The 17961-nt window shown below is 39.7% G+C and carries 8 protein-coding genes; 7 read left to right on the plus strand and 1 reads right to left on the minus strand.

Annotation, left to right across the window (positions count from 1 at the left end; translation table 11 throughout):
- The first annotated feature begins 120 nt into the window (after nt 1-120).
- From ACE1ET_RS03810 to ACE1ET_RS03840, 7 genes are all read left to right on the plus strand, one after another.
- Nucleotides 121-4737: a rhamnogalacturonan lyase family protein gene (locus ACE1ET_RS03810; RefSeq protein WP_375727035.1), complete on the plus strand. Its 4617-nt coding sequence runs from the start codon at nt 121-123 to the stop codon at nt 4735-4737.
- A 44-nt stretch (nt 4738-4781) separates the two neighbouring features.
- Nucleotides 4782-9392 (plus strand): rhamnogalacturonan lyase family protein, encoded by a 4611-nt coding sequence (locus ACE1ET_RS03815; RefSeq protein ID WP_375727036.1) that lies wholly within the window; start codon nt 4782-4784, stop codon nt 9390-9392.
- A gap of 444 nt (nt 9393-9836) precedes the next feature.
- Entirely contained in the window at nt 9837-10400 is a 564-nt protein-coding gene (locus ACE1ET_RS03820; RefSeq protein WP_375727037.1) for a peroxiredoxin, read from the plus strand.
- 27 nt (nt 10401-10427) lie between these two features.
- On the plus strand, nt 10428-11738 hold the full coding sequence (locus ACE1ET_RS03825; RefSeq protein WP_375727038.1) for a citrate (Si)-synthase: 1311 nt from the start codon (nt 10428-10430) through the stop codon (nt 11736-11738).
- A 357-nt stretch (nt 11739-12095) separates the two neighbouring features.
- Nucleotides 12096-13442 carry a rhamnogalacturonan acetylesterase gene (locus tag ACE1ET_RS03830; protein ID WP_375727039.1) on the plus strand — a complete coding sequence of 449 codons (1347 nt, stop codon included), beginning with the start codon at nt 12096-12098 and terminating at the stop codon, nt 13440-13442.
- A 43-nt stretch (nt 13443-13485) separates the two neighbouring features.
- A complete protein-coding gene (locus ACE1ET_RS03835) occupies nt 13486-14853 on the plus strand; it encodes a glycoside hydrolase family 28 protein (RefSeq protein WP_375727040.1) in 1368 nt (455 codons plus the stop codon).
- 134 nt (nt 14854-14987) lie between these two features.
- A complete protein-coding gene (locus ACE1ET_RS03840) occupies nt 14988-16787 on the plus strand; it encodes an alpha-L-rhamnosidase-related protein (protein ID WP_375727041.1) in 1800 nt (599 codons plus the stop codon).
- A gap of 146 nt (nt 16788-16933) precedes the next feature.
- Here the strand turns inward: ACE1ET_RS03840 and ACE1ET_RS03845 are convergent, their stop codons facing one another.
- Nucleotides 16934-17872 carry an AraC family transcriptional regulator gene (locus ACE1ET_RS03845; protein WP_375727042.1) on the minus strand — a complete coding sequence of 313 codons (939 nt, stop codon included), beginning with the start codon at nt 17870-17872 and terminating at the stop codon, nt 16934-16936.
- Between the last annotated feature and the right edge of the window lie 89 nt (nt 17873-17961).

The following is a 17961-nucleotide window of genomic DNA, read 5'->3' on the forward strand; positions in this document are numbered from 1 at the left end:
TTTTAATCAGTTTTTGGTTTAGGGTGGGCTTATCTTCGATTGCTTTTTGACATTTTTTCTTAATAATACTGTTTTTGCTTTCCCGTTTTTTTCGCTTTTACATTTTCTCAATTTCTGAATATGAAAACTAAATTAATTTTTAAGTATTCTGCTCTGATATTTCTTTTTCTAACAGCCATAACACTTCCTGCACAACGTAAGATGGAAGTGCTGGATCGCGGCGTAGTGGCTGTTAAAAAGGGAAACGGAGTTTACCTTAGCTGGAGGATTTCTGCAAATGAACTCAGAAATGTAGGGTTTAATATTTACAGGGACGGAACAAAAATTAATAGCGAACCCATATATGATTCATCGAATTTTTCGGATGCTGATGGAACTACCGATGCACACTATGCTGTTGCAGCTGTAAAGGATAATATTGAACAGATGAAATCACAGGAAGTTGCGGTATGGGGAAGCCAGTATCTTCAAATTCCTGTTAGCTCCATAGGAGGGCGATGGGATACATATACGATTAATGATGCTTCTGTTGGTGATCTGGATGGTGACGGAGAATATGAAATTGTTGTAAAACGTCTTCCTAAAAATACGGCGCCTGAGGCTACAGATTATAATTTGTTGGAAGCTTACAAACTGGACGGCACCATGCTTTGGCGGATTAATCTTGGACCCAATATTGCCAATGCGGTAGAAACAAATTTTTTGGTGTATGATTTTGATGAAGATGGAAAAGCGGAAGTAGTTACCCGCACGTCCGACGGAATGATTGACGGCACTGGCGTAAACATTGGCGACAGGGACAACGACGGAACAGTTAATTACAGATACTCTCTAAAATTAAATTCAACATACTATAGAATTGCAGGACCTGATTATATCTCTGTTTTCGATGGTGAAACCGGAAAGGAACTGGCCTGGGGTAATTATATAGAACGTGATCCATTGGTTCAGTGGGGGACTCCTGGGATGAACGATGGTCAATTGGCTCACCGTGCCACTAAATGTATGTGGACGGTGGCTTATCTGGACGGGAAACATCCCAGTATGGTAAATAGCCGTGGTATTTACCACAGAATAAAACTGGAAGCATGGGATTGGGATGGAACAAATCTGAGTAAACGTTGGGCCTGGGATAGTAATCCTGGTGGTGCGATAACAGCTTATACAGGCCAGGGAAATCACCAGCTCAGTTGTGCCGATGTGGATGATGATGGGTGTGATGAGATCATATACGGATCAATGACAGTAGACAACGATGGAACAGGGCTTTATTCTGTGCGTACCGGACATGGTGATGCACTTCATGTGGGGGATATGGATCCGGACCGACCGGGTCTTGAAATATGGGATTGTCTTGAAAACAGCTCAGATTGGGGGGCAACTTTCAGAGATGCACGCACAGGTGAGATTCTCATAAGGTATCATTCCAACAGAGATTGTGGTAGATGCGCAGCTGGTGATATCAATCCTGATTCCAGGGGATATGAGATATGGGCCGCTACAGAGTGTCCCATGTACGATGTTGCGGGACATGTGGTGGGTACGAATAATGTTCCGCAAAACTTTATGATCTGGTGGGATGGAGACTTGTCAAGGGAGTTTTTGACGGATGCAAACTTTTCCTCGGATTTGGGATATGGTGTACCGGACATTTCAAAATATGATCCTGAAATAAAGGATAATTATTCCATTTTCAGAGCTAATGGTAGTGCAACCAATAACTGGACAAAAGGGACACCTTGTCTACAGGCAGATGTGATTGGTGACTGGCGCGAAGAGATTATTGCGAGGACCACTGATGATAAAGCCATGAGATTATATACAACAACACTGCCAACGAATCAGAGAATTCCGACTTTAATGCATGAACCTCAGTACAGAATCGCAATCTCGTGGCAGAATAATGCGTATAATCAACCGCCTCATCCCGGGATATATTTAGGCTCAGAAACACAGGATATTCCTCCATATCCTTTTAGCAATGGAGAAATGGCATGGAAAACAGGTTCAGACTGGGATATGGTAACAGCTAACTGGCAGGATGAAAACGAAACATCTCAGGTTTATGCAGACGGTGTTGATGTTCTGTTTGATTATAATGGTGACAATTCTGTCCCCGTTAATTTAAGTACAATATTAAAACCGCATAGTGTAAGGGTACAATCTCAAAATGATTATGAGTTTAATGGAACCGGGAAATTGAGTGGTTCCATGGAACTGTTAAAAGCCGGAACCGGGACACTGAAAATTTCTAATGCGAAAAATGATTATTCAGGTGAAACAATGGTTTATTACGGTACAATGATCCTAAACTCTGACCTTGATTCCAGTCATGTAACTGTTTGTAAATTTGGTTCGCTTTTCGCTAGTGGAAACCTTGGCAATGGACTTTGGGTTAAAACCGATGGAAAATTCAGTCCGGGGACAGGAAAGGCAAATACGGCTGCTATTGATTTAAATAAAACATTATCGTTAGAGAATGGGTCAGGCTTATATTTTGATTTGAGCGATGATCCGAGCGGAAACACGAAAATAAACGATCAGATTAATGTTACAGGAGACATGGTAGTTAACGGCATTAGCAATCTGTATTTCAGTCGTTTGGATGGTAAGCTGAATCCTGGCTTATACAAGCTTATTAACTTCAGTGGTACTTTCATTGGTACAGCAGATAGTTTTACGATCAACGGAATTCCGGATGTTGCATGTCTGATTAAAATAGATAATGGAAGTTTGATTCTTGAAGTTCTTGATGTAAGACCACCAACAGAATTGATCTGGAAAGGTGCTGTTAGCGACGTCTGGGATTTTGCTGGTGATAAAAACTGGTTAAATGATGATCAGCAGGATTGGTTTCTTGGTAATGATACAGTGATATTTAATGAAACAGGTGAAAATCAGAATAGTATAAATATAACAGAAGATGTTCCGGTTAGCGGCATCGTAGTTGATGGTACATCCAGTTATACTTTTTCAGGTCCCGGAAAAATTTCGGGTAGTGGTGGATTAGTTAAAAACGGATCAGGAAAATTGTTTATAAAACTGTTAAATACCTACGAAGGCCCAACAGTACTCAACGGAGGAATGACCGAAGTTGCACAACTTGCGGGTTCCGGTAAAGAAAGTCCGCTGGGAGCTGCTTCCGCAGATCCATCAAATCTCGTGATTAATGGTTCTATATTGAGAATTAACGGTCTGAATTCAACAACAGACAGAGGGATGACCTTTGGCCCAAAAAATGGGACGTTATTTATTAATGCGCTTGCACATCTTGAAATGACAGGTCCAATAACAGGTGAAGGTGCAGTAATTAAAGATGGTGACGGAACATTGTCGCTTTATAATGCCTGTTCACATGCAGGAGGTACTGTTATCAATAATGGCATACTTGAGCTGGCTTCAGAAACGGCTACAATTGAGGGGCTTGGGTCAGGTCAGGTCACATTGAAAAATGCAACCCTACAGATGTTCAATAATACAGGATCAGATACAAAAATGTACTGGGATCTTGAAGTTCCTGCCGGATTTAATGCTACCCTAAATCTTGATGGCCGATGTGGCTGGTATGGAGATTTAACAGGTAGAGGTACTCTAAATATTTATACACCTTACATTCGATCCGATTTGTTTGGTGACTGGTCAGAATTTTCCGGTCTGGTAAATGTTAATACAGATAATGATGGTGGCTGGCTTATTATGGGCAATGCATTAGGATATAAGCAAACAAGCATCCATTTGGAGGACAAAGTTACAGCATTATATGCAAATTCCGAAGATGCCGTTATTGAGATTGGTGAATTAACCGGTACCTCAGCAGCGGTTCTGGGATCCGGTGGTCAGGGCAGCAATACCATTACATGGAAAATTGGTGGAAAGAACACCAGTTTTACCTTTGATGGAAGGATTAATAATGATCAGTATAAGAACTTAGGCTCTCAGGCAGCTGTCATAAAAACCGGATCAGGCAGAATGACTCTTACAAACAGCAATACCTATACCGGAGGAACGGTGATTGAAAAAGGTTCTGTTCTGGCAGAAAACAGTAGCGGAAGTGCAACCGGATCAGGAAAGGTTGAGATAAAATCTGGTGGTTTGTTAGGCGGAACAGGATATGTTTCTGGTGATGTGAATGTAGATGTAAACGCTTATATTTCGCCGGGTAATACAACAGGTATCGGAAGTCTGGTTGTTGGAGGTAATCTGACAGTTGAATCAGGAGGCTATATTTTGGCTAAAGTTGACGCAACAAATAATACTTCTGATATTGTAGCGGTTGCCGGAACAGTAAATTTAAACGGTGCAAAAATATATCTGAATAAAATAAGCGGATCGTATTCGGCCGGGAACAATTTTAAATTACTGCAATGTACAAAAATTACCGGCACAATTTCAGGAGTAGTGCCGGCTTCACCTGGCGATGGATTGTACTGGGACCTTTCATCTATCAATCTTGGTATTGTTAAAGTAACCAATACCCTGGCAGTTCAGAATGCTACCAACATGCCTGCATTGGTATTTCCGAATCCCTCAAAAGGTATGGTTTCTGTAGACTTAAGCGGTTATAGTAAAACAGGATATTTAACGGTTGAAACGCTGACCGGTCAGGTTGTATACTCTGCTTTGGTGAATGGAGGTGAATCGCGTTCCGTTGATTTAAGAAACGTAGATAAAGGTATATATATGTTAAAAATACAGTTTGGTGATCAAAAGTTAGTTAACAGCTTAGTAATCAACTGAACAAAGTATTAGATTTGGAGTTTAGAACGTACAAGGATAAAAGGATGAATGGAAGAATTTTACTCAGGTTTTGGATTTGGGTTTTGATTGTTTTTGCAACAGGTACACAGTTGCAGGCTCAACGTCAGATTGAGTCACTGGACAGAGGGATTGTAGCAGTAAGAAAATCAGCCAGCCAGGTATTTATAAGTTGGCGTTGGCTTGGTAATGAATCTGATAGTATTTTGTTTAATATTTACAGAGGTACTACAAAACTGAATGATAGTCCTGTAGCTTTAACCAATTATACAGATAATACAGCTTCAAATGATACATATCAGGTAGCGGCGGTTCTCAATGGTGTTGAACAGGAAAAGTCTGATCCTGTAGATGTTTGGAGTACGAATTATAAGGATATTCCCTTGCAACGTCCGGCAGGCGGAACAACACCGGATAATGTGACTTATACGTATTCTCCAAATGATGCATCTGCCGGTGATCTTGACGGTGATGGTCAGTATGATTTAGTACTTAAATGGGATCCTTCAAATTCCAAAGATAATTCCAACTCTGGTTATACCGGTAATGTGTATATTGACGGTTATAAACTGGATGGAACATTTCTGTGGCGGGTTGATCTTGGCAGAAATATTAGAGCTGGAGCACATTATACGCAGTTTATGGTTTATGACTTCGATGGAGACGGAAAAGCTGAATTTGCATGTAAAACCGCGCCCGGCACTAAAGACGGTACAGGAGCTTACCTTAGTAAAGGTCCGGCTGCCAGTGATAATGACGCAGCAGATTACCGGAATTCAAGTGGTTATATCCTGTCAGGTGAAGAATATTTGACCATTTTCAACGGTGAAACAGGAGCCGAGATGGCTACGGTCAATTATACACCGCCAAGAGGAAGTGTGAGCAGCTGGGGAGACAGTTACGGAAACCGGGTAGACAGGTTCCTTGCATGTGTAGCTTATCTTGATGGTGTTCATCCCAGTTTAGTAATGTGCCGTGGCTATTATACAAGAACTGTACTTGCAGCTTGGGATTGGGATGGTACCAACCTGAAACAGCGCTGGGTCTTTGATACCAATAACAGTGGTTATTCCACATGGCAACATCAGGGAAATCACCAGGTGAGTGTGGCAGATGTGGACTTTGATGGCAAGGATGAAATTATTTATGGATCAATGACTGTCGACGATGATGGTTCAGGTTTGTATAATACAGGTCTCGGTCATGGTGATGCGTTACATGTATCTGATTTTGATCCAGAAAGACCAGGTCTGGAAGTTTTTGCCGTACATGAAAACTCAGTTGACGGTATGACATTCCGTGCTGCAGAAGATGGCCGGATTTTGTTTCAGATTAAAGCAGGTTTTGATAATGGCCGGGGTGTGGCCGGTGATATTGATCCCAACTATTATGGTGCAGAGATGTGGAGCGGTGCCGGATCAGGAACATATAATATCAATAAGCAAATGGTTGGTGATAAACCATCCATGAACTTCCTTATTTGGTGGGATGGGGATTTATCCCGTGAACTACTGGATAAAGACTGGAATTCAAATCAGGGGTTGGGAATCGGAAATATTACAAAATATAATGAACATTCCTCCGATACCAGGCTATTGACAGCTAATGGAACCTATTCTAATAACTATACTAAAGGGACGCCCTGTTTACAGGCAGATCTTTTTGGTGACTGGCGTGAAGAGGTTATATGGAGAACAACCGACAATAAGAAATTAAGGATTTATACGACACCTTATCCCACAGATGTTAAAATAAGAACACTGATGCACGATCCGCAATACCGCCTGGCTATTGCATGGCAAAATGTAGGATACAATCAACCACCTCATCCGGGCTTTTATCTGGGTAATGGCATGAAACAACCGCCTGTAGCTCCAATTGTACAAGCTGATCTTACTTGGGATGGAAATGATGGCTCAGACTGGAACATTGCTTCTTCTGCAAACTGGCAGAATAAGGATGGCGATGTTTCTGTTTTTAATAACGGAGATGAAGTGCTGTTTTCATTAACCGGTAATAACAGCAACGCTATAAATATATCAGGAACAGTTACTCCCGGGAAGGTTTCTGTTGTAAGTCCTGGTGATTATACCTTCTCTGGTACAGGTGATTTGTCCGGTGCTATGGAATTAATTAAAAGTGGTACAGGAAGTCTGATTGTAGCAAATAGTAATGCCTACACCGGCAAAACTGAGATTTCACAGGGAGAATTTCAACTGGATGGAGAACTTTCTGCAAGTAAAGTTATTGCAGAGAGTAATGGTGTAATAAGTGGAACCGGAACATTCGGCAATGGTCTTGAGTTATCCGAGGGGGCTTTGTTTTATGCCGGGCATAAGGGCGAAGCAGGAACAACTGCAGTAATTGGGGGAATGCAGGCGTTAGATGATGTGACCTTAAGTTTTGATTTGTCCAATGATCCAGACGGTACAACCGGAAGCAATGACTCCCTGAAAATTGATGGAGATTTTGTATTGCAGGGAAAAACCACAGTTGCTGTAAATAAAACGGACGGTGAATTATTGGAAGGAACGTATTTTTTGATTTCGTATACAGGCAGTTTTACAGGCAATTTAAATAATGTAGAGGTAACAGGTATTCGCGAGTTACTGTATGAGCTTCAGATTGATAACAATAAACTGGTTTTGGTAATCACAAAACCAAGAGATCCGGTATCCCTGATTTGGGATGGTGAAAGCAGCAATGCATGGGATTTACTGAAGACATCAAACTGGCTGAATGCAGGCACCAGTGATATTTTTGTAGTAAATGATGACGTATTGTTTGATGATTCTGGAAATGCAAACGTGAATGTTTCCGATGATGTGCCGATTGGAAACATGGAAGTTAATGCATCTCAAACCTATGTGTTTTCCGGTGGTGGAACAATCAGCGGGCCAGGTGGAATTACTAAAAATGGCAGTGGTTATTTGAAAATTGCGACTAAAAATACATTTACAGGTCCGCTTGTAATTAATTCCGGTTATTTGGATGTAACATCTGTATCCAATGCCGGTGATCCCGGAGGTTTGGGGGCAGCATCATCTGATCCGGCAAACTGGATTATTGATGGTGGAATATTAAGATATTCCGGTGCGGATGCATCAACAAATCGTGGACTTACCTTAGGATCAAACGGAGCCATAATAGAAACATCTGCTTTATCACTAACTTTAGATGGGACGGTGACAGGGTTAGGCTCTCTTACTAAAAGAGGGAGTGCGACATTAAAAATATCTGGGGCTAATTCATACCAGGGAGGTACTATCATTCAGGAAGGAACTCTGAGTCTTATTACTGATAATGCTAATACCAGTGGACTGGGGGCAGGAAAAATTACACTTAAGTCTGCAACACTAAGCATGTACGATAATAATAGTTCATACAACGATTTTACTAACGATATTGAAGTTCCTTCAACATTCAATGCCACCTGGATGCTTGATGGCCGCTGTAATATATACAGTAAACTTACTGGTTCAGGAATACTAAACTTATATGTTCCGTATTTAAGATCACAAATTGATGGAGACTGGTCTGAATTTGAAGGCAAGATAAGTGTAACATCAGACAATGATGGAGGTATGTTAATTCTGAATAATGGCAACGGATACGGTAAGGCATCCATAGATCTTGGAGATAAAGTTTCTGTGATACGTGCTAATTCTGAGGACATCACACTTGACATAGGAGAGCTGACTGGTATGTCAACTTCCAGACTTGGAGCGGGAGGAGAAGGATCCAATACCATAACATGGCGAATCGGTGCAAATAATACTAGTTTTACTTTTGATGGTGTAATTTGTAACGATCAGTATAAAAACAGTGGGGCAAAAGCTGCTTTGATCAAAGCAGGTTCAGGAAGAATGACAATTACAAACAGCAATACCTACTCTGGAGGTACTGTAGTTGAAAGAGGAAGTTTAACAGTTAACAATACTTCAGGTAGTGGAACAGGAACCGGAGAGGTCAAGGTCAACAACAGGGGCATGCTAAGCGGAAAAGGAATAATCAGTGGTGATGTAAGCATTGAAACAGGCGGATATTTGATGGCTGGCGTAGGTACAACGGGAACTGCTATTCAGGTAAATAATGACGTAACCTTTTTCCCTGGATCAACTTTCTTTGTAACGGTCAATAGTGATAATGGAACTTGTGACAAGCTAAACACTACTGGTACCGTTAACCTTAATGGTACGCTTTATATAAATAACCTTGGTTCTGCATTTAAAAAAGGTGATAGCTTCATAGTAATGCAATCAGTATCAAAAACAGGGGAGTTTTCAGGCGTTTATCCTGCTTCTCCGGGAGAAGGATTGTACTGGGACATAAGCGGAATGAAAACTGGCGGAACTTTACGTGTCACAGATATACCAACTTCAATCAACAATATTTCTGAGCCGACTACAAATTTCTATCCAAATCCAGTAAAAGGAACATTATATGTGGACTTTAACCGGCCCTGGAAAAATGCAGATATTTCGATTGTTGATTTATCCGGCAGGGTTGTTTATAATTCCGTAGCCGTAAATGATAAAACTCTTGCAATAAGTTTTGACAGATTCCCTCAGGGAATTTATTTGGTGAAAATTATTTCTGATGGTAATACAGAGATACATAGAATTGTGAAAGAATAATAGGGAGGATTATTAATTGTGCATATTAAAATTTAACGATTGAATATGAATTGAGCTTAGGATATATTAATATTTAATTTCGGGCACCTGTGGGAATTCTCACAGGTGCTTTTCTTTTTGTAATTGGCATTATATAATTTTAAATATGTATATATTTTACTATATTTGGTCTGATTGGGAAAAAGGGGCTGTAAGTTATTGTGAGTTTATCGTTTGAAATTTGAAAGAATTCGTTTCACGTAATTCAGTTTTTGAAGGGCGGGAATAATATAACTCCGAATGGAAATTCAAAATAGCAAATGCTATGGCAGCAAGGTTCCTGAATTACTTCGAATCGCTTATAAAAAGCGTTGTTTGGCGTTTTTGGAGTTTTAATAAGATTTAGTAAAAACGGGTTGAACCTTTTTTATATACCCGTTGTTTGATTGATGTAGTAAAATCTCAATGATGTTTTCCAGAGCTGTTTATATCGTAGTGTTAACGTTCATCAGCCTGGCATTAAATGCCCAGGTTGAAGTAGGAGATACTATATCCGGTTTTTCTCTCAAAGAGGACAATGGAAAGACCTGGGATTTATCTAAAGATTTTACAGCCAAATATCTGATCGTTTACTTTTATCCCGCTGCCATGACAGGAGGATGTACAACACAGGCCTGCTCGTACAGGGATGTTTCAGATGATCTGAAAAAGGATAGTGCGCAAGTCGTTGGTATCAGTGGAGATGCAGTGAAAAACCTGAAAATCTTTAAAACGGCATACGACCTGAATTTTCCGCTACTGTCAGATCCGGAAGGAAAGGTTGCTGCTATGTTTGGTGTGCCAACAGGAGACGGAGGAAGCATAACAAGGAAGATTGATGGGAATGAGGTTGAGCTAACCCGAAAGGTAACGGCCGGTCGCTGGACATTTGTACTCGATAAAGATAATATTATTATACATAAAGAAATGAATGTTAATCCCGGAGAAGACAGTAATAATATGTTACACATGATAAAACAATATCATTAATACTAATACTCCACAAAATAGAAGCAAATGAAAGAAATCAAAGCAAAACTGCATCAAAAGGGACTTGAAAAAGCTGAAATTCTAAAAAAGATTCTCAAAGATCACGGTGATGTTGAGTTACAAAAGGTAACGATCGCACATGCATTAACAGGAATGAAAGGCATTGTAAGTCTTTTAACTGACACTTCAAAGCTGGATCCTGAAAGTGGTATCCGTTTCAGAGGTTACAGTATTCCTGAATTAAAGGAAGTACTTCCAAAAATCAAGCCTGACGGCGAACCATTACCTGAAGGATTGTTTTACCTGATGTTAATGGATGAGCTACCTACCAAAGAGGATGTTAAAAAAATAAGTCAGGATTGGTCACGTCGTGCAAAGGACATTCCACATTACGTATTTGATGTCATCAATGCATTGCCTAAAGATGCTCATCCAATGATACAGTTAAATACGGCGATTCTTGCCATGTCAAAGCAGTCACATTTTAGGAAAGCTTATGATGATGGTATGGATAAGAAAGATTTTTGGGATCCGATGTTCGAAGGAGTTATGGATTTGATAGCCAGACTTCCAGTTATAGCTGCTTATATTTATCGCCGTGTATTTCATCAGGAAAAGTATATAGATATTGATCCCAGTTTGGACTGGGCAGGAAACCTTGCTCACATGATGGGATATGAAAGTGAAGAAGTAAAGCGACTGATGCGACTCTATATGGTAATTCATGCGGATCATGAGGGTGGAAATGTTTCGGCACACACCACACATCTGGTTGGTTCAGCGTTATCAAACCCGTATTATTCATTTGCTGCAGGTATGAATGGACTAGCAGGGCCTCTGCACGGAATGGCTAATCAGGATGTTATGCATTGGATTAATAAACTATTGTCATGGGCTGATACATGTTGTCCAACTAAAGATCAAATTCGTGAATTTGCACACATTACATTAGACTCTGGGAATGTAATTCCAGGATACGGACATGCAGTGTTACGTCAGACCGATCCAAGATTTACCGTTCAGCTTGAATTTGCTAAGAAATACAAGCCTGATGCACAGTATATTAAAGTAGTGAGCGATATTTATGATGTTGTTCCGGATGTGTTAAGAGAGACTGGTAAGGTTAAAAATCCATGGCCTAATGTTGATGCTATTTCAGGTTCATTACTCACCAGTTATGGTATAACAGAGCAGCAGATTTATACTGTTTTGTTCGGGGTGTCACGATCACTTGGTGTTTTGGCTTCGCTGGTTTGGGACCGTTTGTATGGTTTCGGTATCGAACGACCAAAATCTCAACCTCTGTCTTTTTTCATGGAGAAAGCTGGAATAAAATAGGATACAATTTATAAAAAATAAGGTAAAAACCCGTTACTAGTTGTAGCGGGTTTTTTGCGTTGTGGACACAATAATAATATGCATTATAAGTGTATCAAATACAACAAATTAATTTATATATATTTTTTTAAATATCTTTCTTTTAGTATATTATGATTCTTTTAGTAGTCTCTTATTGATGTAAAATAGTGTCATATTGTGTAAATATATAGTCATATTATGCATTGGAACTGTTTTGTGAATGTTCTATTTTTGTTAGTTAAGAAAACACTCATTATCAATATCTTATTTTTTCTTTAACAGCTGAATGTCTTATTTATTCAGAACAGCAAGCATTTTTGCAAAATATAACTACAAATGAAAAAACTTCTTACTGGAATTTTATTAGCAGGTGTTGTCACCATAGGTTTTCTAGCAGCACATGCGCAGACTAAAACCGATACTGCATTTCCTGAAAAATTTGATTTCGGTTCTGAAAAAACACCAGCAGGTTATATTGCTGTAACACCTAAAACTGTTTACAGCAAAGAAAACGGATTAGGTATTGCCAGTAATTTTACGGTTCATGCCATTAAGAGAGATAAAAAAAACAACCTGACAAGTGATTTTCTGACCAGTGAACATCCGTTTTATTTCAACGTAAATATTCCTGAGGGACGTTATAGAATAACTGTTACATTGGGAGATCCGAAAGGTACATCCGAGACAACCGTAAAAGCGGAAAATCGCCGGCTGATGCTGGAAGATATTAAAACAGATAAAAAACAAATAGTAACCAAATCATTTATTGTTGATGTTCGCTCACCCAAAATAAATGATGAGGAAAAGATAAGATTGAAGAAGAGAGAACTGGCGTATCTGAATTGGGATAAAAAGCTTACCCTGGAATTTGGTGGGCCCAGACCATGTGTGTCATCACTGGAAATTGAAGCTGTGAATGATCTTCCTGTCATCTTTCTTGCCGGAAATTCTACTGTAGTGGATCAGATGTACGAACCCTGGGCATCGTGGGGACAGATGTTTCCTCGTTTTCTGAAACCGGACGTAGTTGTTGCCAATTATGCAGAATCTGGTGAAACACTGAAGGCATTCCGGGGTGAGAAAAGACTTAAAAAAATATTAAGTGTTATGAAGCCTGGTGATTACCTCTTTATGGAATTTGCCCACAATGATCAAAAACCAGGAAGTAGTCATGTGGAGCCCTTTACGACATATCAGGATCAGCTAAGATACTTTATGAATGAAACCCGGAAAAGAGGCGGTCATCCTGTTTTGGTCACATCAACAAACAGAAGGGTTTTTGATGATAACGGAAAGATTGTTAATACTCTTGAAGAATATCCGGAGGCCATGCGGCAACTAGCCAAAGAAGAAAATGTACCCTTAATTGATCTGAATGCCATGAGTAAAGAACTTTTTGAGGCCTTGGGACCGGAGAACTCCAAAAAGGCATTTGTACATTATCCGGCTCATACCTATCCGGGACAGGATAAACCTTTGGCGGATAACACTCATTTTAATCCTTACGGAGCTTATGAGCTGGCTAAATGTGTTGTAGAGTCCATTAAAGAAAATTATCCGCAGCTGGCCAAATATGTTTCAGATGATTTTAAAGGTTATGATCCCAATCATCCGGATTCGTATGAAAATTTCTTCTGGCCTGTAAGTCCGGCAGTGGAGTTAATTAAGCCGGATGGAAACTAATTATAAAGTTATAGAAAACAGGTATTACTTAAATCTGGTTAGTATGAAATCCCGACTGTTATATGTATTGATTGTTTTAGGTACTGTCCTTGTATCCTGCAATAAAAGTATTCCTCCTGAACTCATTACAGTAAAAGTTGATGCACCTTTTGAAATGCCTGAAATCGCTATACCTGATTTTAGTAATTGTGAAACATTTAACATTATTGATTACGGCGCAGTAAAGGATGATAAGGTTAAAACTTCTGCAGCGATTGTTGCCGCTATAGATAAGGCTAACAGCGCGGGAGGAGGAATAGTAGTTATTCCTGAGGGTGACTGGCAGACTGGAAAAATTCATTTTAAGAGCAATATTAATTTGCATCTTGACAAAGGTGCAGTCCTTCTTTTTTCGGATAATCCTGGAGACTATTTACCAGCTGTGCATACTACCTGGGAAGGATTGGAGTGTTACAATTATTCTCCGTTAATCTATGCGTACGAGTGTAAAAATATTGCCATTAGCGGTGAAGGTAAAGTGAAAGCAAGGATGGATCTCTGGAAAACCTGGTTTTCCCGTCCGCCGGCTCATATGAACAGCCTGAAACGCCTCTATAATCTGGCTGCAAAAGATGTTCCTGTTCAGGAACGACAAATGGTAAATGATACCGCACATTTAAGACCGCATTTTATCCAGTTTAACCGCTGTGAAAATGTGTTACTGGAGGGCATTTCTGTCATAAACAGCCCGTTTTGGACTATCCATCCCTATATGTCTAAAAATGTAGTGATACGGAATATTAATGTCTATGCACATGGCCATAATAACGACGGGGTTGATCCTGAGATGACTCAGAATATGTTAATTGAAAACTGTGTATTCGATCAGGGTGACGATGCCATAGCTGTTAAATCAGGTCGCAATCAGGATGCATGGCGCTTGAATACACCAACCAAAAATCTGGTCATCAGAAATTGCTATGTTAAGAACGGTCACCAGTTGTTGGCTATCGGCAGTGAATTATCCGGAGGAATAGAAAATGTTTATATGGACAGTTGTCAGGTTGCTGATGGTGCCAGCATGTTCCACCTGGTTTTTATAAAAACCAATGAACGCCGTGGTGGATATGTAAAAAATATACATGTTAGCAATATTGTGGCCGACAAGATGCGTGAAGGTATTTTGGGTATTGAAACCGATGTGTTATACCAGTGGAGGGATTTGGTTCCAACGTATGAAAGGCGGCTTACTCCGATAAGCAATATTTATCTTGAGAATATACAGGCAAAAGACGTAAAATTTATTTCACGGATTCTGGGACAAAAGGAGTTGCCGGTTAAAAATGTGATACTTAAGAAAGTATCGGCAGAGAACGTAGAGGATAAACCGGTAATTAACGAAAACGTTATAGACTTTAAGATGCTTAATTAAAAGCATCGTTATATACTTAGATTTTTTTTCATAATTAATTAGTTGGTACTAAAAAGCGGGGGTGAGCATTCATTTCCGCTTTTATTTTTAAATTCACAACTCAGTTGGATAAGAGAGTTTCATAAACACATTATATGATGATACATTTGAACAGACAATTAAGCATTAAAGCAGTAGTCTTTTTTTTGTTATCGTTATTTTCTGTATCGAGTTTAATTGGGCAGTATCCACCAACATTTACAGAAAGGATGATTGCAAAAGCTACAGTTGATTCGTTAGCCCGGGTATATCTCACACCACAACGAATTGTGTGGATATCCAGCGATTCGCTGGTGCAAAATGCAGATATTTTACTGGAGAAAGGAACCGGGCAGGCTTATTTTGGGCGTCAAACAGTGTGTAGGATAACCAATAAGAACGGTTCAGTGTCGGGTTTGATCCTGGATTTTGGAAAAGAAATTCAGGGAGGTGTACGAATAATTACGTCCCAGAGCAACCGTGTTACACGAAAAGTCAGGTTACGATTTGGGGAATCTGTGAGTGAGACATGTAGTGATGTTATAGGTGATGGGACCTCCGGAACCGAAGGCGGGGCAACAAATCACCATGCCATGCGTGATTTTGAAATAGCTCTGCCCGGGTATGGCAATATTGAGGTAGGTAACACCGGTTTCCGGTTTTTACGGATCGATCTGGCAGAACCTGATGCAATGGTGGCTATAAAAGAAGTTAAGGCCATTGCAACATTCAGGGATATTCCTTATCTGGGTTCATTTAAATGCAATGATTCTCTTCTGAATAAAATCTGGGAGACTGGTGCTTATACGGTTCATTTGTGTATGCAGGATTATTTATGGGACGGCATTAAACGCGACAGGATGGTATGGGCCGGCGATATGCATCCCGAAGTTATGACTATAAGTACTGTTTTCGGATATAATGAAGTTGTACCGAAAACACTTGATTTTCTTAAAGACCTTACACCGCTGCCGGCTTTTATGAACGGTATTCCGTCTTATTCCATGTGGTGGGTAATTATGCAGCACGATTGGTACATATATCATGGCAGGAAGGATTATTTGGCTGAACAAAAAGAATATATGCTGGCTTTGTTGGATAAATTTAGTCGCTATGTAGATGATAAAGGACAGGAAAACCTCAGAGGAATTGGATTCCGGTTTCTGGACTGGCCATCGGTTAGGGACACCGCTGCCATACATGCGGGACTTCAGGCTTTGATGACGATGATGTTTGAGAAGGGAAGTTATTTATGCCGGGTATTGAATGAGCCGGAAAAATCTGAGAAATATCAAAAACTGGCTGAAAAAATGAGAAAGGTGGTTCCGGATCCTAACGGATCAAATCAGGCCGGATCACTTCTGGCATTGGCAGGTATAATGAATCCGGAGGATGTAGATCAGGAAATTCTGTTCCCTAATGGTGTTAGTGCATATTCCTCATTCTATGGATACTACATGCTGCAGGCACAGGCATTGGCTGGTGATTATCAAAATGCACTGAATAATGTAAGGCAATTCTGGGGTGGCATGCTAAAGTTAGGAGCAACAACCTTTTGGGAAGAATTCAATCTGAAAGAAGCAGAAAATGCCGCACCAATAGATAATATCGTTCCTGCAGTTAAGCTGGATTACCACTATTCAACCGGAGCCAACTGTTATATCGGTCTGCGGCGCAGTTTATGCCATGGATGGGCATCAGGACCAACGCCATGGTTAAGTGAATATATCCTGGGAATAAAAGTTTTGGAACCTGGCTGCAAAAAAATAAAGATTGAACCGCATTTAGGTGATTTGGAATGGGCTGAAGGTACATTTCCTACTCCTTTGGGTGTGTTGTATGTAAAACATATAAAGCAGAAAAACGGAAAAATAAAAACTGAAATAAAAGCACCTGAAGGTGTTGAGATATTATAAATATTGCTTATTAATAATTTATTTCCACTGGTGTCCGGGTAAATTAGAACCTTAGATAAATTTGATTGGTTGTCTGTTTAAGCATTAGTAATTCGCGTAATAGTTAGATTTTCAACTAATGATTGATGTATGTGATTTTAACTATACTATGGTTGAATACTCATCTTTGAAAATGATCCGGGGCTTGAGCCGATATGTTTAGTGAAAATACGTGTAAAATAATACTGATCACTGTAACCCAGTCTGTAGGCCACTTCTTTAATTTTCAATGACTGATTGGTTAACAGCCGTATCGCTTCCTGCATTTTTAAATTGATAAAATAGTCCATGGGGGAAGTCCCCGTTTTATTCCTGAAGATTTTGTTGAGATGGGATTCAGAAAGCTTAACGTGCTGAGAGATGTCAGCAATTTTAATGGTCGTATTAATATTCTTTTGCATAAAAATGATGGCCTGGTCAACAGGATTAGTTACGCTAAAGCCTTTCACAGCCCTGTATGTTTCAACATAAAAGAATGATGCCAGTAAGCCATTCAGGCTTAGATTAGCGTAATTTATATTTTCCTTTGAAAAGCCTGATTCAAGTGCAGTAAGTAATTCATTAAATTGTATGATCCGATCATCAATACGTGATTTACTGGATTGCTTTATCCAGTTTACCTTACTAAAATGCTCCGTAAAGAAGGAACTGCGTTCGCCCCCGAAATGAAGCCAGTATATCGACCATGGATCCTTTTGTGAAGCCCAGTAGGAATGTGCAGTATCAGAGTGAATGACAAAAAAAGTATTAGGTTCCAGTTGATGTTCCGCTTCCCCGATTTTAATCGTGCCATATCCATCAATACAGTAAATAAGGATGTGTTCCTTTATGCCCAGAATTCTTTTTCTGTAGTGATGCTTCGCATTCGGGTAGAATCCAATATCTGTTATATAGAGTCCGCTTATTAAGGGGTTTTTCCTGATCTTTTTTAGTTGTTTCTTCGATAATACTACACTTCTGTCTCCGGTAAAATTCTCCGATTTACCTATTTCAGGAGAACTTGTTTTATAATTTTTTGTACCTCTGTTTTGTTCTGTTTCCTGCATATTTAGTCAGTTTGTTAAAATAATCAGATTGTCAAAAACGTAAATTTTGTTAATATAGGGATCGAATAAATTTTAAAAAATTGTCCACG

The organism is Quyinboa mangrovi, assembly GCF_042219825.1.
In the GTDB taxonomy this organism is placed as follows: domain Bacteria; phylum Bacteroidota; class Bacteroidia; order Bacteroidales; family UBA5342; genus JBHJHP01.

Excerpts from the sequence above, each read along its gene's own strand:
- ACE1ET_RS03835 (WP_375727040.1), top strand. The coding sequence starts at position 13,486 with ATGAAATCCCGACTGTTATATGTATTGATTGTTTTAGGTACTGTCCTT.
- ACE1ET_RS03830 (WP_375727039.1), top strand. The coding sequence starts at position 12,096 with ATGAAAAAACTTCTTACTGGAATTTTATTAGCAGGTGTTGTCACCATA.
- ACE1ET_RS03840 (WP_375727041.1), top strand. The coding sequence starts at position 14,988 with ATGATGATACATTTGAACAGACAATTAAGCATTAAAGCAGTAGTCTTT.
- ACE1ET_RS03825 (WP_375727038.1), top strand. The coding sequence starts at position 10,428 with ATGAAAGAAATCAAAGCAAAACTGCATCAAAAGGGACTTGAAAAAGCT.
- ACE1ET_RS03815 (WP_375727036.1), top strand. The coding sequence starts at position 4,782 with ATGAATGGAAGAATTTTACTCAGGTTTTGGATTTGGGTTTTGATTGTT.
- ACE1ET_RS03820 (WP_375727037.1), top strand. The coding sequence starts at position 9,837 with ATGATGTTTTCCAGAGCTGTTTATATCGTAGTGTTAACGTTCATCAGC.
- ACE1ET_RS03845 (WP_375727042.1), bottom strand. The coding sequence starts at position 17,872 with ATGCAGGAAACAGAACAAAACAGAGGTACAAAAAATTATAAAACAAGT.
- ACE1ET_RS03810 (WP_375727035.1), top strand. The coding sequence starts at position 121 with ATGAAAACTAAATTAATTTTTAAGTATTCTGCTCTGATATTTCTTTTT.